Raw genomic sequence first — 24,446 nt, 5'->3', positions numbered from 1 at the left:
CTCAGCATATCCTCGGAACCAAAACTCCCCTTGGAGGCTCAATAACCCTGAAGCCCCCTACAGGCGTCCTCGAGAGGACATAGCCCTTGTACTTCTCACTCGACTTGACTTCGCCTATTACCCTCGCGTTAACGAACCCCCTCGCGTGGAGCTCTCTAACAAGCTCTTCAGCGACCTCGGGGGAGACGCTTAGGACAGCCACGCCCTCGCTCGCCAGGTAGACGGGGTCTACTCCCAGCATCTCGGTGTACCGCCTGACGTGCTCCCTCACGGGTATCTCGGCGTCCTCGACGACGAGCACCAGGCCAGTTTCCCGCGCCCACTCGTTGAGCACGCCTGCTAGGCCGCCCCGCGTGGGGTCGCGGGCGGCATGGATAAAGCCGTGGAACTTCTCCAGGACGGGGATGAGTGGGGTTAAGGGCCTAGAGTCGCTTTTGAGTAGCCCGCTTGCTATCTCCTCTACGTCTCCCAGCCCTAGCTGTGACATTAGTATGACTGTCCCGTGATCCCCTAGGAAGTCTGTGACAACTATCTTGTCCCCAGGCTTCGGCTCGTCTACGATGGGGTGCTCTGCGATGCCCAGCCCCACTGTAGTTATCACCACTCTGTCGACTTGTCCCTTGGGCATGACCTTGAAGTCTCCGCCTATGAGGGCGATGCCCTCACTCATCAGGACAGAGATGAAGGAGTTAACTATCTCCTCCAGGCTCTTCATCGGGAAGCCCTCCTCGGCTATTATCGAGTCAAGCATTGCCACCGGCCGGCCACCCATCATGACCACGTCGTTTATCGACCCGTGGGCGGCAAGGCTTCCAATGTTCCCGCCCGGAAAGAACGGCGGATTCACTGTGTAGGAGTCGACTGTAGCGACGAGGTAGCGGCCATCTGGCAGAGGTATTAGGGATCCATCGTCTGGCTTGTCTATGCCGAGCCCCCCGGGAACCTTCTTCAGGGGGTCTTCTACTTTCATGAAGAGGAGTCTTTTCAGGAGCTCGAGCGTCTCGTACCCTCCCTGGCCGTGTGCCAGGGTAACAGTTTCCTCGTGGCTCATACGCTCTTCCTCTTCAGCTCTTCCGCTAGCTTTATGACGTTCTCGTACATGCCTACCCAGGCTGAAGCTTCTTCGCCAACCACGCTCTTTATGAACTCTATCTGCTCGGCAACCCCCTCGGGGGTTAGTTTAGTGATTATAACGCCTGCGTGAACCATTACCAGGTCTCCCGGTTCCACCCTCCCCTCAGAGATACCAACGAAGACCTCTCGAATTATGCCGTCACCGTAGTCCACCCTAGCTATAGGGCCTTCCACTTCGACGACGACAGCAGGCGATCCCCAGCACATTCTCGCCACTGTTGAAGTAGATATGACATAATTAATAAAACTTAAGCATAAGACACCTCCTCAGAAGCAGAGAAGGCATAAATAGTGTCAATTGGTACTGAATTTGTGTCAAAAAGCATCTTTATCCTGCGCGACCCCCTCAGGTGTTCTGGCTGCAGGCTATGCGAAGTTGCCTGTACCCTGAAGCACGAGGGTACTGTGTGGCCTGAGACCAGCAGGATTAGAGTCTTCGAGCTCTTCCCGGGAGTAGACGTCCCGCATACGTGCGCGCAGTGCAGGGATTACCCCTGCGTTAAAGCCTGCCCGGAGGGTGCTCTAAGGGTGGACGAGAAGACTGGAGCCGTAGTGGTCAAGGAGGAGAAATGTACTAGTTGCGGGGCCTGTGTCCGCGCGTGTCCCGGCAAGGTCATGCGCCTACACCCCAGAACGAGGAAGGCTATGGTCTGCGACCTATGCGGGGGTGAGCCTGAGTGCGTAAAGGCTTGCGAGAGCGCAGGGTATTTCGCGCTAAGAATTGTTCCGTACGAGAGCGTAGCATACAAGGTGTACTCCGTCTTCCCCGAAGAAGTCTCCAGGAGACTATTTGAGACCATGCTCGGGGGCGAGTAAGGGTGTTGCTGTATGGTCTACGGGTATAACGGCAGGCTCTTGGAGATAGACCTCTCACGCGAGAAAATCTGGACTAGAGAGCTGGAGGAGGACGTCTTGAGGAACTACATAGGCGGGCGTGGGCTGGCTGTATACATACTCATGCGGGAGCTAGGAGAGAGGTGGAGAACTCTCGACCCTCTCGGCGAGGAAAACGTCCTCTTATTCCTCACAGGGCCTCTAACCGGCTACTACCCTGGAGTAAAGTTAGCCGTATCCGGCAAGTCTCCGCAGAGCAACGGCATAATCGGCAGTGTCCTGTCAAGCGAGGTCGCGATAGAGCTTAGAGCAGCTGGGTATGACGGTGTTGTCGTCAGGGGTAAAGCGCGCGACCCAGTCTACGTCTACGTTGAGGGTGAGAACGTCGAGATAAGGAGCGCGGAGCACCTATGGGGGCTTAGAGGGCGGGAAACCTACGAGAAGCTAATGAGGGAGGTGTGGTCTGAGCTCAAGCGCAAGCACCTCGCCAGGGAGGGGCTCACGAAGGAGCCTAGCTTTGTCTATATAGGGCCTGCGGGCGAGAACCTCGTAAGAACCGCCGCAGTCATGGCTAAACTCACGCACGCTGCGGGTTACGGCGGCTATGGCGCCGTTATGGGGTCGAAGAGGCTCAAGGCTCTCGTCGTAAAGGGCTACGGGCCTATGCCTCAGGCAAAACACCCCGACTGGGTGAAGCTACTAATCAGAGAGGCATGGCTCCGCCTCAACAGGAACGTCACGTTCAAGCAGTGGGGTACTGGTGCTGGAGGCTACTCTGTGGGTGCAGTTACGAGTAGCGAGCCTGTCAGGAACTGGCAGGAGGAGTGGCACGACAGACGCTCAATGGGGCAACAGTACTTCGAGTCGCACTGGGTTAAGAGGTTCTGGGGCGACTACGGGTGCCCTAGCACGTGCATGAAGATATCCTACCTCAGGTCTGGCAGTATGAAAGGTTCTCTTACAGACACTCCAGACTACGAGCTACAGGCGTACATGGGGCCAAACCTAGGGGTCTTCGAGCCCCGTGCCTGCATTTACCTATCAGCTGTAGCAGACGACCTCGGGCTCTGTGGGATACAGACCGGGAACCTCCTGGGCTTGGTGGCGGAGCTCTACGAGAAGGGTATCCTGAGCAGAGACGACTTGCACGGCATAGAGCCTAGATGGGGCAACGCAGAGGCCTTTGCTAAACTAATGGAGATGGTTGCAAGGCGGGAGGGCATCGGGAGGCTAATGGCTGAGGGTAGTTTACGCTTCGCCCTGGAGGTCAGCAGGCTCAAGGGGGTCGACGCGACCAAATACGTTGTACACTCCAAGGGTGTGGGGATAGGCGCCCACGGAGTCAGGAGCGGGAAGGACTACCTGCCCCCCTTCTCCTACGCGACCAGCGCGCAGGGTGGAGACCATACATCTGCACCCCGCAAGCCATTTGACAGCCCCTGGAGCGAACTGTGGATGACTTTCCCCGACTCTGCCGTGATATGCGCGTTCAACGCTATTGACGGCCTAATGTTCCAGTTCCTCGAGGCCATAACAGGTTTCGGCGTGACGCGCGAGGAGTGGATGAACAAGCACGCCAAGCGCATACTGGCGCTCCAGCGCATCGCGCTACTCCTGAGTGGCCCCGACTTATACTGGAGGCCTCTGCAGGACGATGACCTGCCGCCGCGTTTCTACGAGCCCCTACCCTCGGGGCCCTTCAAGGGTAAGGTCGTAGATAAAAGCGACCTCGAGAAGGCGCGAGCCGAGTACTTCGCGTTCATGGGGTGGGACGAGTACGGCATACCAACAGCGGCAACACTAGAATCGCTCGGGCTAGACTTTGCGGAGAGACTCTTGGACTCTATAAAAATACCCTAGTATATCATCGGTACTAACCGTTCATTTTCCAACTTTGAGTGCATCTTTAAAATCTCCAGGAAGTCTAGTAAAGTCTGGACTTTTCTCGTGGGGCTTTTCTCCTGCTTAGCGGTAGAGAGAAGACCGAAAATCTCCCTATGCTGGCTAACAAGTGCCTCGATTAACGGATGGCCTGTGAAAAGCGGGAAAACTTTCTCCTCTTCCCACGTGTTGTGAGGAAGGAGTAGGTTCTCGACCCTTGCAATAAGCCTATCCATGTATTGGGCGTACGCACCGGGTTTCTCCCTATACTCACTCAAGACGTTCTCGAGGTACTGTACAACGTTTTCCTCAATCTGTAAGTGCTGCCTGACAAGCTCCTCCTTTAGCTCCTTCCTAGCAGGCCACTGTGAATGGCTCACTGGGGATTCCTCAGAGCTACTGCGCCAAATAAGGGGCTAAAAATTCTTACTTCTTCGAAATATTTTAAGCCTAGAAGACTGATTGTTGTTTACCGCCATCCACGGGTATCATTGCTCCATTGATGTAAGAGGCGTAGTCGCTGGCCAGGAATGCTACGAGGTATCCTATTTCCTCCGGCTTCCCGAGCCGTCCTGCAGGTACGTCCGACGTGAGCTTTTTCAGGGCTTCCTCGAATGTTATGCCCTCCCTCTGTGATGTTGCCCGTGCTAGCTCTTCGACGCGTTGTGTCTGTATTATGCCCGGCATGATGCCGTTCACCGTTACGCCGTACCTCCCAACCTCGCGTGCTAGCGTTCTAACGAGCCCTGCAAGACTTAACCTGACAACGTTACTCAGGGCGAGGTTTGGCATAGGCTCTTTTATCGCGAGACTAGCGAGGTATATTATGCGGCCCCACCTCTGCGAGACCATGTGTGGCAGTATGGCTCTAGTGAGGTAGATTGCAGGGTATACGAGAAGTCTGAAGGCTTCGAGCCAGTCTGGCATGGTTAGATCCTGGAAACCCCCAGGCTTGGGCCCACCCGTCGAGTAGAAGAAGATGTCAGGCATCCCCTCTTCCTCGAGCTTTCTGGCAGTCCTCTCGAGGTCTTCCTCTCTTGTCAGGTCTGCCTGGATAGCCTTCGGCTCCCTCCCTGAAAAGCCCAAAATCTCCTCCTTGGCTTTCTCCAGCTTCTCAGGGTTCCTGGACAGTATAGTCACGTCGGCGCCAGCCAGGGAGAGAACCTTTGCGACGCCCAGGCCTATCCCGCTCGAGGCAGCCGTGACTAGCGCTCTCTTACCCTCCAGCTTTATTTCTAGACCCACATTCAACAATTTAACCGGGAGGAGTATAAATGTGCTCATGAAATCTGCTTAATTACTGTTTTGAGCCTTCGCTTGACGCGCTCGGGGTAGGGGTACTCGGCAATTATCTTCCTCAGTTCGCCTACATTGATCCTGGCGATGAGTTCGTCGAGTACCTCGTCCAGGAACGGGTAGTCGAAGTAGAGCATGTCCGCGAGCGTCTTCTCGGGGGTTGAGATAGGTAGGAGCCAGTGGTTGTGCCTTACGAGCGTGTACGAGCCGAAGAGCTTCCTGGCGATGCCGTGCACTATGACGGGTGTCTCTAGCACTACGTGTATGCCTGTTCTGATCTTCCTGGGGGCCGCGTAGGTGAGTATTTCGGGGTTCGGCACCTGAACCCAGGCCCCGTGCATGTAGGCTGCAAACCCCAGGCCGTAGTAGGCTGTGTGCGGTGGTAGGGTGTATATGAAGGCTAGGGGATCCCTGTGAAAGCTGTACCAGCCCTTCCTGAGCCTAATAATCTCTCCCCTGCGCACCATGTTGTGGAGTAGGAGCTTCGCGTAGCCCGAGGGTATGTTTAGAGCTAGAACCTCATAGTACGAGAACACTGGTTTATCAGGCCTGTTGAAGTACTTCCGGATTTTGCCTACATACTTCATCTCACCACCCCCAGGATTCTCTGCTTCACGGTTTCGAAGCTGGGCGGGAGTCCCCGCAGTATCAGAACTCTGAGCTCGGCCCAGTCTCCCGGAGGTTCGTGAAGGAGCTCAACGAGTTTTCTAGCGTCTTCTCTCATTGTCTCCGGGTCTACGTAGTTCAAGAGGTAGAACACGTCGTAGAGGTCGCGGGCTTTCCTCCTGTCGATGTATGCTTGAATTTTCTCTTTGAGTAGCAAGTCTGGAGGAAGGGTGCGGACGACAATATAGCCCCCGTCTATGAGTTCGAACTCGGCCTCAACGGAGGCATCCAGCACGTTCCTTTTAGTGGCCTCGACTCTGACTTCTCGGCCGTCACTTATGCTAATATAAAATGCATTAGGTGTTTCCCAGAACTTACGCAGGTTCAGTTTAAGGGCTGATAACTCGCTCTCGATGCTCCTCCTGTATAGGCCTACTGACTCGTGGTACAGGTCAATGTCCTCGGAGAAACGAGGGGACTTGTATACCCTCCAAATCACAGTCCCGCCATGCAGGACAGGGGGCGGCTTTAGTACACTGTATAGAGTACTCACGATGATATCTTGGAGTTCGGCTATCTCCCTATGCTCGCGCCTCCTAAGGTACAACCTAAGGCTCATTATATACCTAAGGTTATAAAAAAGTATAACCTAGGTATAAGACTTTCCGAGAAGAGGCTAGGAGTCTTAGTAGAAGGCTAGCGCCCGCTTAGGGCTACAGAGCTCCTGTAATAGTGTTACTGCTGAGAGAGCAGCCAGGTAGCTTGTCCTTGGGTTCTCTGGGGACGGGACGTTTTCGAGGACTATCCTGAGCCTGCCCGCAGGGGACTCTGCCTCGATCTCGTGGATGTTCCTGTCCGTGTTGGGGTCTGCTATGAGCTCTACTTCGGCTTCTACTCCAGCTGCCAGGGAGATTGTTGCAGCGACATTTAGGCTCTTCGGGTAGGCTTTAACTGCCTGGCTAGCCTTGCCTCTGAAGACTACCGTAGGAGTAGTCACTGTTGCGCCGAGGGCGCGGGCAGGCTTCCGCGTCGTGAGCCTGAGCCTCGAAACGCCTGCTCTTGCGTATGCTCTGAGGACGTCAAGCCCGCCGATAGCTCCTGAGGGTATGTATATCCTCTTGCCCGTCCTAGCTGTTACTTCGACTATCTTCTGGTAGACTTCTGCGTCCAGGAGGGCGCCTACGCTGAGGACGACCAAGTCTGAGAATTCAAGCACTCTTTCTGCGTACTGCCCGACAGCTTCCTGGCTAGCGGCTTCTACCACTATGTCGGGCCTCAGGCTTAAAACCTCCTCTATGCTCGTCGCTACAGAGGGCTTCTGCCTAGTGAAGCTTTCCCTCAACTTGGTGCAGGCCTCCGGCTGGGTGTCCATGAGCGATACGAGCTCCGCGTCCACATCCCCTCTGTCTATGCTCCTGGCGATGACGCCCCCGATAGCCCCACAGCCGATAATGGCTACTCTCTTCAACTAGACCACCTCGAGGCTTATGTCAACTGGGAGTGGCCTCATCGTTATGGCGCTGGAGCTAACAACGTCTGGCCCGGCCTTCACGTACGCCGCTATGTTGTCCAGCGTTATGCCACCGCTGGCCTCGACGAGAACTCTACTCCTAAGCCCTTCGGCCTCGAGGAGCTCTACGGCCCTCTCGACTTCTTCTGGGCTCACGTTGTCCAGCATGACTACGTCCACCCCGAGCCTGGCGGCCTTTAGGGCGTCCTCGGCGCTCTGAACCTCTACCTCGACCTTGTGGATGAAACTCTTCCTCGCGAGGGCCCTCCTGACAGCCTCCTCGAGGCCCCCCGCCAGCGTTATGTGGTTGTCCTTGATCAGTATCGCGTCGCTCAGCGAGAGCCTGTGAGTGTCAGCTCCGCCCGCACGTGCGGCCTGCTTTGCTATCTCCCTCAGCCCTGGTGGAGTTTTCCTGGTCACAGCCACTCTGACCCTGGGATCCACCCTCCTGGCAGCCTCGACGAACATTCTGGCAGTTGTCGCCACGCCCATACAGTAGTTCAGGAGGTTGAGTAGGGTTCTTTCCAGGACTAGTATGTCCCTAGCATCCCCCTTTAGGGCCATGACCGAGGCACCCTTCCCCACTAGAGACCCACTTGGCTCGAGCCCCTCTACTTGTATCCCGAGATGCGCCAGTGCTTCAGCTATGTCCTCGGTGCACGCGACGACAGCTTCACTGCTCTTGAGCAGGATGACTGCTCTAGCCACACTGCCCCGGGGCACTACAAAGTCGCTGGTTAGATCGCCTAGGGGGGCGTCTTCTTCTACCCATTTGAGTATCTTCTCGGCTAGAACTCTACTCCTCACCTGCCCTTCACCAGCTCGAGGCTCCTCTCCACGACCTCCAGCGCTCTTGAGGCGAGAGCTCTGTCGAGAGTTACTCGTGGCTCTAGCCTGTCAAGAGACTTTAGTATGTTGTAGGGTGTTATCTTCTTCATGTTCGCGCAGACAGCTATTGGGTTGACTGGGACGATGTCCTTCCCCGGGGCTAGCTTCCTTGCCCGGTAGACCAAGCCCTCCTCCGTGCCTACAAGTATCTTGTCGGCCTGGGTCTCCTGGATGTAGCGCAGCATCTGGCTTGTGCTACCGACGAAGTTCGCCAGCCTCCTGACGTCCCTCGGGGTTTCTGGGTGAACTACTAGCTCGTAGCCCGGGTGCTCTCTGAGCGCTTTCTCGACGTAGTACCTCGAGATTAGAAACTCGTGGACGGGGCAGTGCCCCGACACCGGAACGGGGATCACGTTCTTCTGGGTTTTCTCTGCTACGAAGTCTGCTAGGTTCTTGTCTGGGCCGAACAGGATGGTGTCTGAGTCTAGCTTCGAGATTACTTTCACGGCAGAGGAGCTCGTTACAACGTAGTCTGCGAGGGCTTTTGCCTCGAGTGGAGAGTTGACGTATACTACCAGCGGGGCTCCCGGGTGTTCCCTCCTGTATTCCTCTATGACGCTCTTGGAGAGGAAGTCGGCCAGGGGGCACCCCGCGTCGGGGCTAGGGTGTAAGACTGTCTTGTCGGGGTTTAGGAGGGCGACCATCTCGGCCATGAACCTCACACCAGCCATTACGACGACGTCGGCGTCTACTTCCTGAGCTTTTAACGCTAGCTCGAGGCTATCGCCCACGAAGTCGGCTATGTCCTGAACCTCGGGCAGCTGGTAGTTGTGTGCTAGGACTACAGCGTTCCTAACTCTCTTAAGCCTGTTTATCTCCTCTAGGATCATGTGGATCAAGTTCCCACAGAGCCCTAGCAATATAACAGTTCGCTGCCATGTTTGCATAGAAGTCTAGAGTATTCTCTGCAATTACTGAAACGTATTTTAAAGACTTGGGAGCTCAGTGTATAGGTCTCTACAGTGGAGGCCCAGCTAGTCTACCCTTCGCGCCTCGAGAAGTATGCTAGGAGGCTCCTCGACGAACTGGTTAAGCGTGGCTACTCTGTCTCTGCAAGTGTTCTAGAAAGGATCGAAGAAGCCCAGGCTAAGTTCGTAGTCATCCTGGGGCTTGACAGGGAAATCCTCCAGGCTCTCCACAGCCTCCCCTATGAAACAACGGTTCTGCCAGTGGCTCCCCCGTCTTACACGGGCTACATTGCTTTAACGCCCATGGATAAGTGCGCTCAAGTACTAGAGCTCTTGGAGAGAGGCAGAGTTACACCGCTGAGACTCCCCGTTTTATCCGCTTTCGTCGACGGCACGAAGACTGTGAGAGCCGTGAACGAAGTCGCCGTGTTCCCTAGAAGGAGCGCGACACTGCTGGAGTATGACCTCGAGGTTAATGGAGACTTCCTCTGGCACGACACCTCCGACGGTTTGATAGTTGCTACGCCCCTCGGCTCAACAGCATACGCCCTCTCCGCTGGGGGGCCTGTAGTCCTGCTCGACGCGGAAGCCCTGGTCATAATCTCGGTTAATAGCGTAGAGCCGGGGAGGCGGCCCGTCGTCGCGCACCTGAGGAGTAGCATACGGGTGGGAGGGGTTTCTTCCAGGACATCAGTAGAGGTCATAGCCGACGGCGTTGAGAGGGTTGAAGTAGAGGAGGAGGTTCGGATAGGGGTTGCCGGCTACCTCAACATGGTCGTAGCCGAGGATAGGGGGACTGCGCTGGCTAAGAGGAAGTTCACTTACGAGGAGCTGAGGGAGCTGCCTCCCAGTGCTAAGTTCGTGCTTAAGGTTCTCGAGGACGAAGGCGAGCTCGGAATCAGCGAGATAATTGATCTGACAGGCCTCCCCGAGAGAACCGTCAGGCACGCTCTGGCACTGCTCTCCTCGCGGGGCTTCATAGAGAAGCTCGAGGATCCAGTAAACCCCAAGAGGATCCTGTACCGCGTCTCTCGCAAGTAACGTTAAGTGGGTAAACTAATTAAATGCAGCCTAAATGTCTTTAGCTAGGTATGTCTAGGCTTGAAGTCGACAGCCTCGTAGCACTAGTCGATGGTAACGAGATAGTCAGGGGCGTCAGCCTCACGATGCAGAGTGGAGACAAGGTACTGCTGTTCGGCCCGAACGGAGCCGGCAAGACTACACTCCTCTCGGCTATAGCCGGGTTGCCCAGGGTTCGCGTGGCCAGCGGCAGAGTGCTACTTGACGGGGAAGACGTGACGCCCTTCCCGGCTTTCGAGAGAGCCCGCAGAGGTATAGCACTCGCCTACCAGATCCCACCCGAGCTAACGGGAGTTAGGGTCTCGAGGCTCGCGAGCCTGATAGCAGAGCGCTACGGGACGCATAGCCTTCTGCAACGACTCGTCGATATGCTCGAGATCAGGCACCTTGTTGAAAGGGATGCGTTCAGGGGGTTTAGCGGCGGGGAGCGGAAACGCGTCGAGGTTTTCCTGACGGCATTGATGAAGCCCAGGTTCGCGTTACTAGACGAGCCCGACAGCGGTGTTGACGTTGACAGCGTCAAGTTAATAGCTAGGGCGATAAACTTCCTCGTCCAAGACCTCGGGGCAGGGGTGGTCGTCGTGACCCACACGAGGTTACTGGCCGAATACCTCGGTGGAGGGGCTACAGGCTATGTCTTCAACAGTGGCAGAATAGAGTGCAGAGGCGACACGCTCGAAATTCTAAACAGGCTCGAGAAGAGGGGGTTTGATGGCGCGTGCAGTGAGTAGGGAGGAGATCCTGCAGGCCCTTAACAAGCCTTCACCTCTGGGACCGGACGTCGACCTCGCAGTGTACAAGGCGTTTAGACCCCCGCTACAGGATGGGGTGGGAGTCGAGGAGTCTATACAGAAGAAGGTTGGGGTAACGCCCGATCGGCTGAGCTACCTGCAGGTCGGGGAAACCGTAATAGCCAAGGCTATGGCTGAGAAATTCAGATCCATCGGAGTGATTGTCGAGCCGCTAAACAGAGCGCTAAAGGAGAATAAGCTAGCCCAGGAGCTCTCGTGGAGGCTCATAGACCCGAGGACAGACAAGTACACAGCCCACACATACCTCTATGGCAGTGAGGCAGGGTACTTTGTCTACGTCCCTCCGGGCGTAAAAGTTCCCTGGCCTGTCTACACGTGCCTCAGCCTCTTCACGGGGTACGAGGAAGTGCAGCACGCCCACAACGTTGTTTACGTGGATGAGGGGGCTGAGGTTGTCGTAACGACTGGCTGTTTAGTCCCCCACGGTACTAGAGGTGGCCTGCACATTGGAGTGTCAGAGTTCTATGTGGCCAGCGGGGCTAAACTAGTTTTTACGATGCTTCACAGCTGGGGCGAGGGAACCCACGTGAGGCCTAGGACTGTCGTCAGAGTCGAAGAGGGGGGCCAGTACATAAGCTACTACGCGATATACAGCCCAGTAGCTTCTATCCAGACTGAGCCAAAGGTGTACCTGGCTAGGGGCGCCCATGCGAAGATGGTTTCCGTAATCGCTGGTACAGGCAACGGTGTCTACGATATTGGTGGTGTCGCGGTTCTAGAGGATCGGGGCTCGAGCGCCGAGCTTATCTCGAGAGTCCTGGCCAGCAGGGGGGCAAAGGTGTACTCCCGGGGAAACATCGAGGCGAGGACTGGGGGGACAAAGGGACATATTGAGTGCCTGGGCCTACTGATGGACAACTCGTCCAATATAAATGCGATACCCACACTCTCCTCGAGCGCGCAAGAGGTTGAGCTCACCCACGAGGCGGCTATCGGTATGATTGCCGGGGAGAAGATAGAGTACTTGATGTCCAAGGGGTTCAGCGAGGAGGAGGCTAGAGCCCTGCTCATCAGGGGGTTCCTGTCTGCAGAGGTTTCGGGGATACCCGAGAGCGTAAGGGTTGAAATAGAGAGGATTGTAGACTACGTAGTGCGGCACGCCCTTGGATAACATAGTTACTTTCCAGCAAAACAATGTTATAATCTAATAAAATATTGTTAGCATGAAGTATACTATTGATTACATCCAGAAAAACAATGTTATACTACTCGAAAACTTAATCATGCCAGCACGCCATAGACATAGGAATGAGGGTCGCGAGAATCCAGACAGGGCTTGGAAACGGCGTAGTAGAGTGTGGAGTCTGCGAGAGGAGGTGTAGGATCAAACCGGGCGGTAGCGGCATTTGCGGCAATTACGTCAACGTGGACGGGAAGCTCTACCACTTCGGGTATGGCAGGCTGAGCGCTGTCGAGAGCAGGCCTATCGAGATCAAGCCCCTCTTCCACTACTGGCCTAACAGCACGGCCTTGACGTTCTCGAACTGGGGGTGCAACTTCTACTGCCCCTGGTGCCAGAACTACCACCTCAGCTTCAGGAGGCCCTCGGAGAGTGATGAGGTAGTACCCCCGGAGAGGCTTGTCGAGCTCGCTAGGGCGCGTGGAGACGAGGGGTTCTCGGCGAGCTTCAACGAGCCCACAACGAACTTCGACTACGTGGCCGACCTGGCAGAGCTGGCAGTAAAGGAGGGGTTCTACTTCATGATGGTGACGAATGGCTACCTCACTAGAGCTGCCCTAAAGCTCCTACTCGACCTCGGCGTGGACGGGTGGAGTATAGACTTGAAGGGGTGCCCCGGCATGAGGGTTCTCAGGGGGGTGGATCACGAGAAAGTTCTGAAGAATGCAAGGCTCGTCATCGAGGAGGGGGGCCACGTGGAGATCGTGTACCTGGTGGTCACGGGCGTTAACGACTCTGAGGAGTGCATAGACTGGGTTCTTAGCAGGCACCTAGACGTGCTCGGGCCGAGCGTCCCGCTACACGTGAACAGGTACTTTCCAGCCTACGCTTGGAGAGAGCCCCCTACGCCTCTGGAGAAGCTCCTCGGGGTGAAGAGGAAAGCCGAGAGGCTCGGGCTCGAGTACGTGTACGTGGGGAACCTCCACGACCCAGAGCTCGAGACAACGTATTGCTCCAAGTGTCGCAGGCCCCTCATCAGGAGGGAGGGCTACAGAGTTACTTACTTCAAGCTCTCCAGGGAGAATGGGAAGTACAAGTGCCCTTACTGCGGACACGAGATCCCTATTCGTGGCTCCTACGTGCCCGGGAAGACCCTGCTTTGGCTATGAGTAAGATGGAGAGCTGGGCAGCGAGCGAGGCGAGAAGGTACAGGGCTATCCCCGTTCTCGGGCTGACACTAGAGTTGAGGAAGAGGCTGTAGAGCGGGGAGCCTGCAAAGTATCCCAGAGCCCAGGCTAGGTTAGCCAACCCCGCGCCTGTAGACTCGAGCCCCTTCATAGCCTCAGTGACTTTCGCCTGGGACCTGCTAGCGAGCTGGGCATTAACGAAGCCCAAGACTGCTACGCCTAGCACCACTATGCCTTCGGGGAGGAGTTTGAGTGCCAGCAGGGCTGTTGCTGTAGACATGAAAACGTACTCCTCCCTCATTATGGCCTGCGGGGCCAGCCTAAGCGCTACCTGGCCTAGGAGCCCCGAGAGGTAGTATGCGGAGATAAGTTGTTGCGGGCCAGCCACTGCTCCGTGTGAGGCGAGAACAGGGGAGTATACGATCAAGACGCTCTCGGACAGGCCGACTGTGAGAGCAGCTATGAGCGGGGGGAGGACTACCAGTGCTTTCGGGAAACGAATCCTTACTCTCCCGACTCCCACCGGCTGCTCTCTAGCTAGTGGGAGGGTGATGAGTAGGGACGTTAAAGAGCATAGGGAGTAGACTAGGAACGAGAGCCTTGCCGAGAGCGGCGCCAGGTAACTAGCCACTAGTGGCCCTACGGTGAAGCCGAGAGCTATAGCTGCGTAGATACTGCTCACCCCTAGTAGCCTGTTTTCGCTCCTGGCGGCTAGGCCGAAGACCCCTGTCCAGACAAGGGCTTCAAGTAACCCCTCTATGGCTCTAGCTACTGCGAAGCCTAGAGGGGAGGCCGCCGAGTACATGTACAGGCCCACGGCTATGTTGAAGAAGAACGCTAGGGGGACTGTCCTGTTAGCTCCCAGTTTGTCGGCGAGGACGCCTGCAGGGATGTTCGAGAATAGGTAGGCTAGCCCCCAGACTGTAACGGCCAGGCTGACCTCTACATCGTTGGAGCTGAGCTGCCTCAAGACAACTGGTAGAGTTGCCACAACTGAGCCCACGCCGACCATGAACACGAAGGACGCGGGGACGAGGATCCTCTGAAGCCCCACGCAGACACCTCCAAGTCGCCTGCACTCAAGTTAAAATATTTTCACTTTAACTCTGCGAAGGGTTTTTCAGCAATGCTTATAAATCCTCAACGCGAAACATTAAAGATAAAAATGTCAACAGCAGAAGTCAAGGAAATAACGCCTGCAGGTAAAGCGGTTATCGCGGCTGTTCTCATACCGACAATTGCTGCCCTAAACTACGTTGGCGGAGTTATAGTAGAAGCTCTCAAGGCTCCCATCTGGGGCGATACTTGGGCCACCATACTGGGAACCCTAATAGGCGGGTTCTGGGTTGGGGCGGCAGGAGGCTTCCTCTACAACATTATAATGGCCCTGACGGTGTGGGGCTTGCCGAGCTGGGTCTGGGGTTTCGCCAACGTGGTAATAGCGCTGATCACCTACTTTATGATGAAGATGGGCTGGATGGATCTCAAGAAGCCTATAACCTGGGTTGCCATGATCGCTCTCTACGGCATACTCTACCCTATATTCACCACCGCTGTTTCAATTCTGGTCTTCGGCGGAGGACCCCTCTGGAAGCCTCTCGCCGCTGCTGTCTACACCGCTGTGCTCAGCTCAACCAACAACTTTTGGCTGGCTAACTATGCCCAGAACGCATTCACAGAGATCATAGACAAGCCTGTTAGCTTCATCATTTCAGTAATTATTGCCCAGCGCATTCCAAAGAGGTTTATCCTGGCAAAGTAAACTCTATATAATGAAAACTCTTTTTCCCGATAAGTTGGTTGAGGTAGATGTCTGCAGGAGTCTCTCTATTGAAGAGGGCTACTGTCGATATAGATACTTTTGTCCAGAGACTTGACGGCCGTGTCAAGTTCCTCTACTTTATCTGGGCTACTGCCCTAGTCTATGTATTCTACGACCCGTTCATCAACTTAATTTTCCTGGCTGTAACCCTTCTCATGGCTTTCCACGCGCGGGTCGCCCGGCCTATCCTCACCACGCTTCTAGTAATCGTAGTGCCATGGATATTGATCGCTGTCCCAATACTTTCTCTACCGCTAGGTTTCCCCTGGAACAAGACAGTTATAGGCTACATCGAGGTAATGGGCGTCAAGTACCCGGTGTACCTGGAGGGTTTCGGCTGGGGGTTTACGTGGCCCCTCAGGATCGCCGTCGCCATATCTTCGGCTTTACTCTTCTTCCTCACGACCAATCAAGCTAGGCTCGTGGCCACGCTCTTCGAGATGAGGGTGCCCTTCAAGGCTATCTACGCGATAGTCGCGACTTTCCAGTTTATACCGCTACTGGCCCGCGAGGCCGACGTAATAATGCAGGCCCAGACTGCAAGGGGGTTACGCACAGACGTGGGTCTCGTGGGGAGGGTTAAAAACTACCTGGCGGTGGTTATACCGCTTACTCTGAGTACTCTAAATAGGGTGCAGACTAGAGCTATAGCCTTAGAGTCCAGGGGTTTTAGCTCGCCCGCGAAGAAAACCCTGCTTTATGAAGCCAGGTTGGCTGCCCTAGACTACGCCTTCCTCGCTGGCATGCTCATTGCTACACTCCTCCTAGCACTAGTCTACACGTACATAGGGTATTCCCCAATTGCTAGGCTCCCATGGGTCTGGGGTGGTGGCTAGTGGCCAGCGAAAGCGTAGTCGTTGTGGAGAACTTAACGTATGCATACCCCACGAGCAAAGACTTCGTGTTAAGGGATGTTAGCTTCGATGTGAAGCGGGGCGAAGTTCTCGCCGTGCTGGGACCGAATGGCTCGGGGAAGTCTACACTCTGCAAGTCTCTCAACGGCCTTGTCCCGCACTTCTACGGCGGGAGGTATGGGGGTAGAGTGGTTGTCGGCGGCGAAGAAGTGCTTAAGTCGAGCGTTGCTAAGCTGGCCACGAAAGTTGGGCTTGTCTTCCAGGATCCAGAGGATCAGATGTCGGGCCTGGCTCTAACAGTCTGGGAGGAGGTTGCCTTTGGGCTAATGATGCTTGGATACCCCAGAGAAGAGATAGTGAGGAGGGTTGAGGAGGCAATAGAGTACGTTGGCTTGAAGGGGCTGGAGAAAAGGTCGCCTTTCGAACTCTCCGGGGGGCAGATGCAACGCTTAGCGATAGCTACAGTACTAGCCTTAAAGCCGGAGGTCGTAGTACTCGATGAGCCTACAGCACAGCTAGACCCTATTGGGAAGTTTGAAGTCCTCGCAGTCATAGAGAAGCTGGCACGTGAGGGTTCAACAATCATCATCGCGGAGCACGAGATAGAAGATGTTGCCTACTTCGCAGATAAAGCACTACTCTTGCACAACGGGCGAGTACTCGCTTACGGCCCGTTACGTAACGTTCTGAGAGACGTCGAAAAGTTGAAGAGCGTTGGAGTTGACCCGCCTTCAGTGACAGAGCTAACCCATTACCTTGTGAAGGAGCTAGGGGCAGATTTAGAGTACCCTGTTACACTGGAGGAAGCAGTGAAGATATACTCCGAGCTAGTGGGTGTTGCGTGATGGCTACTGTAATTGAAGTCAGAGACCTGTGGTTCAAGTACCCAGGTGTAGACGACTGGGCTTTGAGGGGCGTAAACTTCACGCTGAGCTCGGGGGAGCTCGTGGCTATAATCGGGCAGAACGGTGGGGGTAAGACAACCCTAGCGAAGAATTTGAACGGGCTTCTTAAGCCTACGAAGGGCGTTGTGCTCGTGGACGGCCTAGATACCCGTTCCACGCCTACGCGCGAGATCGTCAGGAGAGTGGGATACGTGTTCCAGAACCCCAGCCACCAGATATTTGAGAGCAAGGTGTGGGAGGAGGTGGCTTACGGTCCCAGGAACCTTGGCCTACCAGAGGACGAAGTCCGCAACAGGGTAAGATGGGCTCTCAGCCTTGTAGGGCTTGAAGGGTTTGAAGACCACAACCCCTACGACCTTGATTACAGCAAGATGAAGCTTCTAACCATAGCGTCCGTCCTCGCAATGAAGCCTAAGGTTATTGTCCTGGACGAGCCTACAACAGGCCAGGATCACGCAGGTAGGCATGTTTTAGCCAAGCTCGTGAGGCAGCTCAACTCTGAGGGATTCACCATAGTGGTCATCACGCACGACATGCGGTTTGTAGCTGAAGTGGCCAAGAGGGTTGTTCTGATGGCAGATGGCCGTATCCTCCTCGACGGCCCAACACGTGAGGTGCTGTATGCCGTCGATGTCCTGAGGAGAGCGGCTATCAAGCCGCCCCAGATAGTGCAATTGTCACTCGCTTTAAGGGAGATAGGCTTCCCAATGAATGCATTGACTCTCGCAGAGGCTACAGAGGAGGTTGCAAGGATCCTCAGAGGCACTTTAAAATAAAGACTAGCCGTTTTTAGTGTGTGCCTGCAACTAGCCTGCTGTACATTGCCCTGAAGTTTGTCAAGAGAGACATCCTGTTCAAGAAGCTCATAGCGGCGCTGACAATACTTGCGATCGCGAGTGGTGTCGCGACATTCGTCTCATTGAGGATACTGAGCGTTGGGAGCCGCACGGCTGCGCAGAACATCGTCGAGCAAGTCCTGCCGGGCGAGGTTATTGTGTACGGACAGGGGCTGTACGACGTCTCGGAAGACGTGCTTAACGATATCCGGAGGCTGCCAGGCGTTAAGGATGTAACCCCTGTAATTCTCGTAACAGGCTACATTGAGCGGAACGCTGTATTCGTGCTAGGCGTTAGGCCTCAAGACTTGAAGAACGTTGTCTCCCGCTTCACCTCTGGTAGCGGCTTCACGACTATATCGGGATCCTATGCTGTTGCAGATGTGGGCTTAGCTAGGAGGCTGAACCTCAGCGTGGGGGACAGAGTCGCGGTGAAGCCCCCCTTCGGCGGCTTCTTCAGGCAGTATGAGATCATCGGAATAGCCGAGGTTACTATGAAGATCGAGGAGATAGGCGCCGCTGGGGGGTACATTATCCTGCCGCTACGCGAGGCCCAGAACCTCCTGGGCCGCCCGGGCTACGTTAGCATGGCTGTAGTGAAGGTGGAGGACGGCGTAGACCCTGTGGCTGTGAAGAACCTGATATCCATGGTCTACCCTGGCTCGAGGGTCATGCTACGGGAGGAAGTCATAGGAGTAGTCTTCAAGATAATGTCGCTGATAGAGGGCCTTCTCCTGTCCACGACTCTAGTGGGGCTAGCTGTCGCAGTCTTCGGAACCACGAGCACGATTACGTCGACTGTCCGCGAGCACCAGCGCGAGATAGCCATCATGAGAACGCAGGGGGCTAGTAGGGCGAGCGTCGCCGCGATCTTCATGCTAGAGGCCCTCCTCTACGGCGTGTCTGGGGGGCTTCTAGGCCTGCTCTTCGGCGTGGCTGGGGCTCGTATAGGCATAGAAATCGTGTCCTCTTACGGCTTTCTAAACCCGCCGCTGATACTGGAGGCCCAAACACTTGTGCTGGGCGTGGCCCTAGCTACTGCTCTCAGCGTCCTAGCCTCGGTCTACCCCGTGTGGCGTGCTACTTCTATTAGGCCCGTTGAGGTGTTGAAGAGTGAGTGAGCCTGCACTCGAGTTAAAGGACGTGAGGAAGGTCTACAGGACTGCAACAGAGGAGATTGAAGTCCTCAGAGGCATAAACCTTACAGTACCCGAGGGCGAGCTCGCCGTGATAATGGGGCCGTCTGGCAGCGGGAAGAGCACGCTACTCTCAATAGCAGGGGGTCTAGACAAGCCGACTGCGGGACGCGTGGTAGTCGGTGGCGTAGACATAACCGACATGGGAGAAGAGGAGCTCACCAAGATAAGGGCGAGGAAAATAGGCTTCGTATTCCAGTCCTTCAACTTAATCCGCAACTACACAGCCCTCGAGAACGTCATGCTACCCCTCCTCTTCACCGGCATATTCGATGTAAAGGAGGCTAGAGAGATTGCCGGGAAAATGCTCGAAATAGTGGGGCTCAAGGGGCACGAGAACAAGTTCCCCAGCCAGCTCAGCGGCGGGCAGCAACAGAGAGTAGCCATCGCCAGGGCACTAGCCCCGAGCCCCGACGTCGTGTTAATGGACGAGCCTACGGGCTCCCTGGACGTCGACACTGCCGCAAAGGTTCTCTCGCTAGTGAGGTGGCTCAACCAGGCCCTCGGCCAGACAATCATAATCGTCACGCACAACCCTGAGATAGCTGAGCTGGCAACACGCACGTTCTACATAAGGGCCGGGATGATATACGAGGAGCCGCCGAAGAAGATGCTCATCGACACGATAAGAGAGCTGAAAGCTGCGGGTTCGCTCGAAGACATCAGGAAGACGCAAATCAGCATGCTGAGGCTTAAGGCAGAAGCCCTCGAGAGAGCACTGAGAGGGGGAAAGGTAGACCCCAGTATACTCGAAGCCGAGGTCAAGTCGCTTGAACGCCGTATCGAGAGGCTTGAGGCGTACGCTTGAGAAGATGCATTCTACAAATGTCGAAAAAATGCAAATAATAAAGAGTTAACTTTATATATGTGATATACTTACGTATTCTCAGAGTATAATGCGTTGGAGAAACCTCTATGGCATGTTGATCCTCGCCTTGCTTATTCCACCGCTCGTGTACGCTTACCCAGCCGAGGTCGCTAACGTGCGGAAGACGATAATCAGGGAGCTCGAAGTCCTCCCAGGCTACGGCGCGAACACGACGATCGCTGTTACGCTCGTCTTTGACAGGGGCTTTAGCGGCAGTTTCACGGACTACCTTGCATTTGCGACAGGCGAAGGCCTTTCCGCCACTCTCACGCCGTCTAGGGTGGCCTATTCTCACGGCCTACTTGCGTGCTCGTGGGGTAGCGTGGACTTGCGACCTGGTGACGTCGTTAAGTACAGCGTGAGGGGTAGGAACCTCTTTGACGTCAGGGTGTACGTGGAGGCCGACGGGAAGAGGTTGCAGGCTGACTGCTCGAGAGGGTACTGCTACGCCGTCGCTCTGAAGGCTCACACTATCAACTACACCGTTGAGATCGAGGCCGTCGACAGGCTGGTGAGGAAGCAACAGCTCCCAATCTCTATCTCCTGGAGCATCGACCCGATGTACCTATACCCCATAGGCTACAGCGAGAACCCGCAGAGCCTTAGGGAAAGTGGAGCAGAGGTCTCGTTTCAGTGGACCTCCTTCTTCAACGGCAGCTATAGACTTACTGTAGTCTTCGAGGTGAGGGGCGAGAACCCTTGGGGCGAGGTTCTAGTACCGCCCCCCACTATAACCATAAGCCTCGACCCGAGGCTGCAGGCTTCCCTCATAGAGAGGTACAGGTACTTCACCGCTAAACTCCTGGAGGAGAACATTGGGAACATCACGGCTTTCAGGGAGAACGCCACCGCCCTAAGGAACCTGCTCTACAACCTTAGTATAGGCTTTGAGGAGGAAGCCAGGATGCTTGAAAACGCCTCTGCTCTCGCCGACGACGCAGCTACAGCAATGGACAACGCGGCTTTGCAGGTTCTAAGGGGCGTAGAAGTCATGAGCTCTATTGAGGGGAGAATTTCAGGCGAGTTAAACAACGCTTCGCTGGCCGCCGCCAGGGCAAGGGACATCTTGTCGCGCATCAAGAGTAATTTGACACTCCAGGAAGAAGAGCTTAAACGTATTTTAAACAGGCTTAACACTACTGGTCTCAACATAACTACGGCAAACCTCACCTTGTTGCTGGACGAGGCTAGCGCCCAGCTGTCAAAGTTCGAGGGCGAGCTACAGAGTTTTAGAGACCTCGTGAGCGAGTATAACGCGGCGAAACACCAGCTATACGCCGGCGCAGAGAACATGAGAGCGGCTTCAGCTAAGCTCAGGCTCATGGCCAGCGTGCTCCGCGAGTCTGCCTCCAAGCTCCGCGAGCTCGCTAGAGGGCTTAGACAGGCAGCTGAGCTGGTAGACTCTAGCATCCTCAAGCTCTCAAACCTACTCGATAGCCCCCTATACCCTGCTAGCTTCAAGGAGTTCAACTCCACTATACTCTCCCAGCAGACGGTAGCTACTTCAGGGGACAAAGCCTTGAGGACTGACCTCATGGGCGACATTGTCTACGTCTCCCTGCCGCCGTACAAGGTAAAGAGGAGCGAGCCGCAGGTCTCGAACATCGGCCTAGAGCCTCCCACGAAAAGGATACAGACCTACTGGCCTGCAGTTCTAGCAGTTATCGCCGTGGGGGCATACCTGGCACTTAGTAGCAGGAGGGAGGGGCACGTTACGTCAGACAGGGTCGCGGAGCTCCGCAGACGTATAGGGGATTTGAAGAACAAGTTGCAGGCGCTAGAGGTGGGCAGTAATGTCTGATCGGGGGAAAGTTAAGAACGTCGTCATACGGGGGGTTGACGCGTCAGCCTACGAGGAGATGTCCTCACTAGCCAAGAGGATGGGCCTCAGCGTCGGCGCCCTGGCATCCCAGGCCTTTAAGCTTGTGCTAGCACTAGCCGACGCGGGCCCGCAACTCGTGGGCATCCCACAGGACACGCCGGAAATACTGAAGAGGCTCATACCCAGCAGGGTTTTGAAGGGCAGGCCGGTGTTTATACGGCATGTCGGCAGGCTAGTGCTCTCGCGCGAAGACCTCGAGAAGGCTCCCGGGCCCCTCTTCCTCTTCGGGATCGACGAGCTAGTCTTCGACCCTAGCGTGGACACCAGGATATTTGAGGAGAAAGTCCTTAGGATAGTTGATTGTGGTAGAGTCGTAATCCACCGGGGGTTAGACAAGCTAGCCGTCCTCACCAGGTCTCTCTTCATAAAAGAGCTTGTTGAAAAAATCTAGGACATATTTTCCCGCAAGAATACTAGCTTCCCTTACACGTGACCTAACAGGGGTTCATAATGCCCCAGCAATATTCCACTCGGTGGAGCGGCGTGATGGTAAGTAGTAGATTCCACTCTCTAAAGTTGGGCCACAAAGCGAGAAGCGCTAGGGGAAATGAGTAGAGAAGACAGGGTAACACTCACTCCTTATAGAGAAATTCAGCGGAACATCTAAGTCTCTCCTAACCCCTACTCTCTTCCTCCTCTCTATACAATCCGGGCCAGCAGTTCTAAAGTCTAGGATGCACAGTCCACTTGAGGGGTCGTATACTGGCTTCTTGTGAAGCTTCTTGTCGACTAATAAGTACCGCGTCAGACGCCCAGGCCCCTCCACCACCGTATCGCTTACTTTTATCGAGCGTATCAGAACCGCACCGTACTCCCCCTCTTCGTGGGCTACAATGTTCAGCAGCCACTGCCTGTGGACGCCGTAGATGAGCGTGTAGCCTACAGGCCCCCGCATAGTCTCCGCTAGATCCCCCTTCCTGTGCCTTGCCCTACTAGCCGGATCCTCGGGGCCGAAGTAGGCTTCTGTCTCGACTATGACTCCTGCTATCCTGTTGCTGTCTATGACCCTGACGAGCAACTTACCCAAGAGCTCGGCGGCTACAACGTCGGGCCTCCTAGCGTAGAAAGACTGGGGCAGTACTCTACTTGCCTCCATAGCCCTACATCCACGTTAATAACTCTTCTACGCTTTTCCTGGGGCGTGGCGGCGGTGACTCGGCGGGATACCCTGCGGCTAGGATGGCTATTAGAACCTCTCCTGGGGGTATCCCCAGTATCTCGGCGTACCTCGGCTGTCTTAGAGTCTGTATCCAGACTGCTCCAAGGCCGAGGGAGTGCAGGGCTAGCCAGAGGTACGTCGTAAAGATGGCTCCGTCGAGCATAAATGAAACTGGGCTCAGCTCCGGCTTTACGACTACTGCTAGAGCTAGGGGCGCGGATTCTAAGGGCTTAGCCCCAGGTGCTACCTGCGAGAGTTCTCTGAGAGTAGCCCGGTTTCTCACGGCTATCACGCGCCACGGCTGTCTGTTCCTGGCGCTGGGCGCGTGCCTCGCAATGTCGACCGCCTTAACTACTAGCTCGTCCGGGACTTCGCGATCCTGGAATGCTCTTATACTCCTCCGGGTGAGTAGGAGGTCTACGCACACAAGAAATGACAGGCTTAGGCTGTTTTTCTTCTTTTCCTAATATTTTCGGCTATTTTATTTTGATTTTTCACTAAAAACTATAGTTTCACTTAAAACCGCTACAATCCTTATCTAATGAGAAGGCACTGTCATGAGTGGTGAAGGGGGTGGAAAAAGCAGTAGTCGCAACAGCCCTCCTGGTGCTGATACTAGCATACCCGCTAGCGCTCGTCCAGGCACAAGCCCAGAGCCCCCAGGCTGAGAAGATCCAGAGGCTAATATCCGTTCTGCAGAACGAGACGGCAAGGCTCGAGACATTCGTAAAGAATAGAGTCAGTAATGCTACAAAGCAACAGGAACTCCTGGAGCAGTTAGGCCTCGTAAAGGCACTACTAGAGAACGCATCGGCTCTTGCTAGCAGTGAAAAATACAACGAGAGCCTTGCACTCTTACGTGAGGCTAGAGTCGAGCTGGTATCTATTGCTAGGCAGCTTGTACCAGAGATCCTGGAGGCTAGGAAGAAGTTTGTTGCTAGGAGCGTTGAGGCCGAGATACGGGCGCTGAGCAACCAGGTCAGAGCTATTCAGAGGCTTGCAGAGAGGATGCAGGAGAAGGGGGTGGACGCGTCTCAAGTGCTCTCCCTTCTAAGCCAGGCTTCAAGCCTCCTGAACCAGGCCTCCGAGAAACTTAAGGCCAACGATACTGCCTCTGCCGTAGAGCTGGTTAGGCAGGCCTGGGCTAAAGTCAAGGAAGCCGAGAGGCTCGTGTTCTCACTAGCCCTACAGTTGAGGGCTAGGCACGTCTCCAGCGAGCTTGAACGGCTCAAGGCCATCTTTAACCGCACCTACGAGAAGCTGAAGGAGATTAACCCACAAGTAGCTAGTGAGTTTAAGGCGTGGGCCGACGAGAGAATTGCAGAGATAGAGTCTCTGGTAAACTCTGGGAGAGCCCTGGAGGCTCTTGCTAAGCTTAGAGCCACGATGTTTGAGTACCACGAGCACATTGCTTTCCTAGCGGAAGCGAAACGCGTCGAGAACCTCGCCCAGACAGCCAGACAACTAGCAGTCATCATAAGGCCCTGCAACGCAACACTCGCAGACAAGCTAGTCTCCGCCGCGAACACCCTACTGGACGCCGTAAAGGCCAAAGACAAGGCTAAAGTTCTTCAGACGTCACAAGAGCTGAGAGAGCTGATCGCCGAGGCCAGGTTCGCCTGCAAAGCTAGGAGAGCCAGAGGAAAGCCGTAAAAGGAGAAAAAGTTT

27 protein-coding genes are annotated in these 24,446 nt (G+C 55.2%); 15 read left to right on the top strand and 12 right to left on the bottom strand.

Annotation, left to right across the window (positions count from 1 at the left end; translation table 11 throughout):
* Position 1: 1 nt before the first annotated feature.
* Together hypE and IG193_RS08130 are read right to left on the bottom strand one after the other, a co-directional pair.
* Positions 2 to 1,051, bottom strand: coding sequence for a hydrogenase expression/formation protein HypE (gene hypE, locus IG193_RS08135; RefSeq protein ID WP_192818679.1), 1,050 nt, complete (start codon positions 1,049 to 1,051; stop codon positions 2 to 4).
* Positions 1,048 to 1,341: a HypC/HybG/HupF family hydrogenase formation chaperone gene (locus tag IG193_RS08130; protein ID WP_192819776.1), complete on the bottom strand. Its 294-nt coding sequence runs from the start codon at positions 1,339 to 1,341 to the stop codon at positions 1,048 to 1,050. The genes hypE and IG193_RS08130 overlap by 4 nt, the downstream gene beginning before the upstream one ends.
* 105 nt (positions 1,342 to 1,446) lie before the next feature.
* On the opposite strand from IG193_RS08130, the gene IG193_RS08125 reads away from it, so the two are divergent.
* Positions 1,447 to 1,950 (top strand): 4Fe-4S dicluster domain-containing protein, encoded by a 504-nt coding sequence (locus IG193_RS08125; RefSeq protein ID WP_225876084.1) that lies wholly within the window; start codon positions 1,447 to 1,449, stop codon positions 1,948 to 1,950.
* A gap of 12 nt (positions 1,951 to 1,962) precedes the next feature.
* Positions 1,963 to 3,828, top strand: coding sequence for an aldehyde ferredoxin oxidoreductase family protein (locus IG193_RS08120; RefSeq protein WP_192818678.1), 1,866 nt, complete (start codon positions 1,963 to 1,965; stop codon positions 3,826 to 3,828).
* Here the strand turns inward: IG193_RS08120 and IG193_RS08115 are convergent.
* The 7 genes from IG193_RS08115 to nadA form a co-directional block, all read right to left on the bottom strand.
* Positions 3,825 to 4,229: a hemerythrin domain-containing protein gene (locus IG193_RS08115; RefSeq protein WP_192818677.1), complete on the bottom strand. Its 405-nt coding sequence runs from the start codon at positions 4,227 to 4,229 to the stop codon at positions 3,825 to 3,827. The two genes, IG193_RS08120 and IG193_RS08115, sit on opposite strands and share 4 nt — an antisense overlap.
* A 70-nt stretch (positions 4,230 to 4,299) precedes the next feature.
* A complete protein-coding gene (locus IG193_RS08110) occupies positions 4,300 to 5,133 on the bottom strand; it encodes an SDR family oxidoreductase (RefSeq protein ID WP_192818676.1) in 834 nt (277 codons plus the stop codon).
* Positions 5,130 to 5,732, bottom strand: a complete 603-nt coding sequence (locus tag IG193_RS08105; protein WP_192818675.1) for a type IV toxin-antitoxin system AbiEi family antitoxin domain-containing protein — start codon at positions 5,730 to 5,732, stop codon at positions 5,130 to 5,132. Before IG193_RS08105 ends, IG193_RS08110 begins: the two co-directional genes overlap by 4 nt.
* Entirely contained in the window at positions 5,729 to 6,370 is a 642-nt protein-coding gene (locus IG193_RS08100; protein ID WP_192818674.1) for a nucleotidyl transferase AbiEii/AbiGii toxin family protein, read from the bottom strand. Before IG193_RS08100 ends, IG193_RS08105 begins: the two co-directional genes overlap by 4 nt.
* Positions 6,371 to 6,436: 66 nt before the next feature.
* Positions 6,437 to 7,219: an aspartate dehydrogenase gene (gene nadX, locus IG193_RS08095; protein ID WP_192818673.1), complete on the bottom strand. Its 783-nt coding sequence runs from the start codon at positions 7,217 to 7,219 to the stop codon at positions 6,437 to 6,439.
* Positions 7,220 to 8,068: a carboxylating nicotinate-nucleotide diphosphorylase gene (gene nadC / locus IG193_RS08090; protein ID WP_192818672.1), complete on the bottom strand. Its 849-nt coding sequence runs from the start codon at positions 8,066 to 8,068 to the stop codon at positions 7,220 to 7,222.
* On the bottom strand, positions 8,065 to 8,979 hold the full coding sequence (gene nadA / locus IG193_RS08085; protein WP_192818671.1) for a quinolinate synthase NadA: 915 nt from the start codon (positions 8,977 to 8,979) through the stop codon (positions 8,065 to 8,067). The genes nadC and nadA overlap by 4 nt, the downstream gene beginning before the upstream one ends.
* 132 nt (positions 8,980 to 9,111) lie before the next feature.
* On the opposite strand from nadA, the gene IG193_RS08080 reads away from it, so the two are divergent.
* From IG193_RS08080 to IG193_RS08065, 4 genes are all read left to right on the top strand, one after another.
* Positions 9,112 to 10,098: a helix-turn-helix domain-containing protein gene (locus tag IG193_RS08080; protein WP_192818670.1), complete on the top strand. Its 987-nt coding sequence runs from the start codon at positions 9,112 to 9,114 to the stop codon at positions 10,096 to 10,098.
* Between the two features lie 50 nt (positions 10,099 to 10,148).
* Positions 10,149 to 10,868 carry an ATP-binding cassette domain-containing protein gene (locus IG193_RS08075; protein ID WP_192818669.1) on the top strand — a complete coding sequence of 240 codons (720 nt, stop codon included), beginning with the start codon at positions 10,149 to 10,151 and terminating at the stop codon, positions 10,866 to 10,868.
* Entirely contained in the window at positions 10,849 to 12,060 is a 1,212-nt protein-coding gene (locus tag IG193_RS08070; protein WP_192818668.1) for a SufB/SufD family protein, read from the top strand. Before IG193_RS08075 ends, IG193_RS08070 begins: the two co-directional genes overlap by 20 nt.
* Before the next feature lie 137 nt (positions 12,061 to 12,197).
* On the top strand, positions 12,198 to 13,238 hold the full coding sequence (locus IG193_RS08065; RefSeq protein WP_192818667.1) for a radical SAM protein: 1,041 nt from the start codon (positions 12,198 to 12,200) through the stop codon (positions 13,236 to 13,238).
* Here IG193_RS08065 and IG193_RS08060 read toward each other — a convergent pair.
* Entirely contained in the window at positions 13,192 to 14,310 is a 1,119-nt protein-coding gene (locus IG193_RS08060) for an MFS transporter (protein WP_192818666.1), read from the bottom strand. The two genes, IG193_RS08065 and IG193_RS08060, sit on opposite strands and share 47 nt — an antisense overlap.
* A 111-nt stretch (positions 14,311 to 14,421) precedes the next feature.
* Here IG193_RS08060 and IG193_RS08055 point away from each other — a divergent pair, with 111 nt between their 5' ends.
* From IG193_RS08055 to IG193_RS08020, 8 genes are all read left to right on the top strand, one after another.
* A complete protein-coding gene (locus tag IG193_RS08055) occupies positions 14,422 to 15,018 on the top strand; it encodes a hypothetical protein (protein ID WP_192818665.1) in 597 nt (198 codons plus the stop codon).
* Between the two features lie 47 nt (positions 15,019 to 15,065).
* Positions 15,066 to 15,914, top strand: coding sequence for an energy-coupling factor transporter transmembrane component T family protein (locus IG193_RS08050; RefSeq protein ID WP_192818664.1), 849 nt, complete (start codon positions 15,066 to 15,068; stop codon positions 15,912 to 15,914).
* Positions 15,914 to 16,777 (top strand): energy-coupling factor ABC transporter ATP-binding protein, encoded by an 864-nt coding sequence (locus IG193_RS08045; RefSeq protein ID WP_218042136.1) that lies wholly within the window; start codon positions 15,914 to 15,916, stop codon positions 16,775 to 16,777. The genes IG193_RS08050 and IG193_RS08045 overlap by 1 nt, the downstream gene beginning before the upstream one ends.
* Positions 16,777 to 17,613 carry an energy-coupling factor ABC transporter ATP-binding protein gene (locus IG193_RS08040; RefSeq protein ID WP_192818662.1) on the top strand — a complete coding sequence of 279 codons (837 nt, stop codon included), beginning with the start codon at positions 16,777 to 16,779 and terminating at the stop codon, positions 17,611 to 17,613. The genes IG193_RS08045 and IG193_RS08040 overlap by 1 nt, the downstream gene beginning before the upstream one ends.
* Positions 17,614 to 17,633: 20 nt before the next feature.
* Positions 17,634 to 18,794, top strand: coding sequence for an ABC transporter permease (locus IG193_RS08035; protein WP_192818661.1), 1,161 nt, complete (start codon positions 17,634 to 17,636; stop codon positions 18,792 to 18,794).
* Entirely contained in the window at positions 18,787 to 19,677 is an 891-nt protein-coding gene (locus tag IG193_RS08030) for an ABC transporter ATP-binding protein (RefSeq protein ID WP_192818660.1), read from the top strand. Before IG193_RS08035 ends, IG193_RS08030 begins: the two co-directional genes overlap by 8 nt.
* A gap of 88 nt (positions 19,678 to 19,765) precedes the next feature.
* Positions 19,766 to 21,538: a DNA repair protein RecN gene (locus IG193_RS08025; RefSeq protein ID WP_192818659.1), complete on the top strand. Its 1,773-nt coding sequence runs from the start codon at positions 19,766 to 19,768 to the stop codon at positions 21,536 to 21,538.
* A complete protein-coding gene (locus tag IG193_RS08020) occupies positions 21,531 to 22,010 on the top strand; it encodes a hypothetical protein (RefSeq protein ID WP_192818658.1) in 480 nt (159 codons plus the stop codon). The genes IG193_RS08025 and IG193_RS08020 overlap by 8 nt, the downstream gene beginning before the upstream one ends.
* Positions 22,011 to 22,157: 147 nt before the next feature.
* On the opposite strand, the gene IG193_RS08015 is transcribed toward IG193_RS08020, so the two are convergent.
* Together IG193_RS08015 and IG193_RS08010 are read right to left on the bottom strand one after the other, a co-directional pair.
* The gene (locus IG193_RS08015; RefSeq protein WP_225876082.1) at positions 22,158 to 22,715 is read right to left on the bottom strand and encodes a DNA-3-methyladenine glycosylase; all 558 of its coding nucleotides are present in this window, start codon (positions 22,713 to 22,715) and stop codon (positions 22,158 to 22,160) included.
* 4 nt (positions 22,716 to 22,719) lie between these two features.
* Positions 22,720 to 23,205 carry a nitroreductase family protein gene (locus tag IG193_RS08010; RefSeq protein WP_225876081.1) on the bottom strand — a complete coding sequence of 162 codons (486 nt, stop codon included), beginning with the start codon at positions 23,203 to 23,205 and terminating at the stop codon, positions 22,720 to 22,722.
* A 146-nt stretch (positions 23,206 to 23,351) separates the two neighbouring features.
* On the opposite strand from IG193_RS08010, the gene IG193_RS08005 reads away from it, so the two are divergent.
* A complete protein-coding gene (locus IG193_RS08005; RefSeq protein ID WP_192818657.1) occupies positions 23,352 to 24,431 on the top strand; it encodes a coiled-coil domain-containing protein in 1,080 nt (359 codons plus the stop codon).
* Positions 24,432 to 24,446: the final 15 nt, after the last annotated feature.

It is taken from the genome of Infirmifilum lucidum, assembly GCF_014876775.1.
GTDB classification, from domain to species: Archaea; Thermoproteota; Thermoprotei; order Thermofilales; family Thermofilaceae; genus Thermofilum; species Thermofilum lucidum.
Note: the sequence above shows the minus strand (reverse complement) of the source record. Positions and strands in the feature narration are given on the sequence as shown.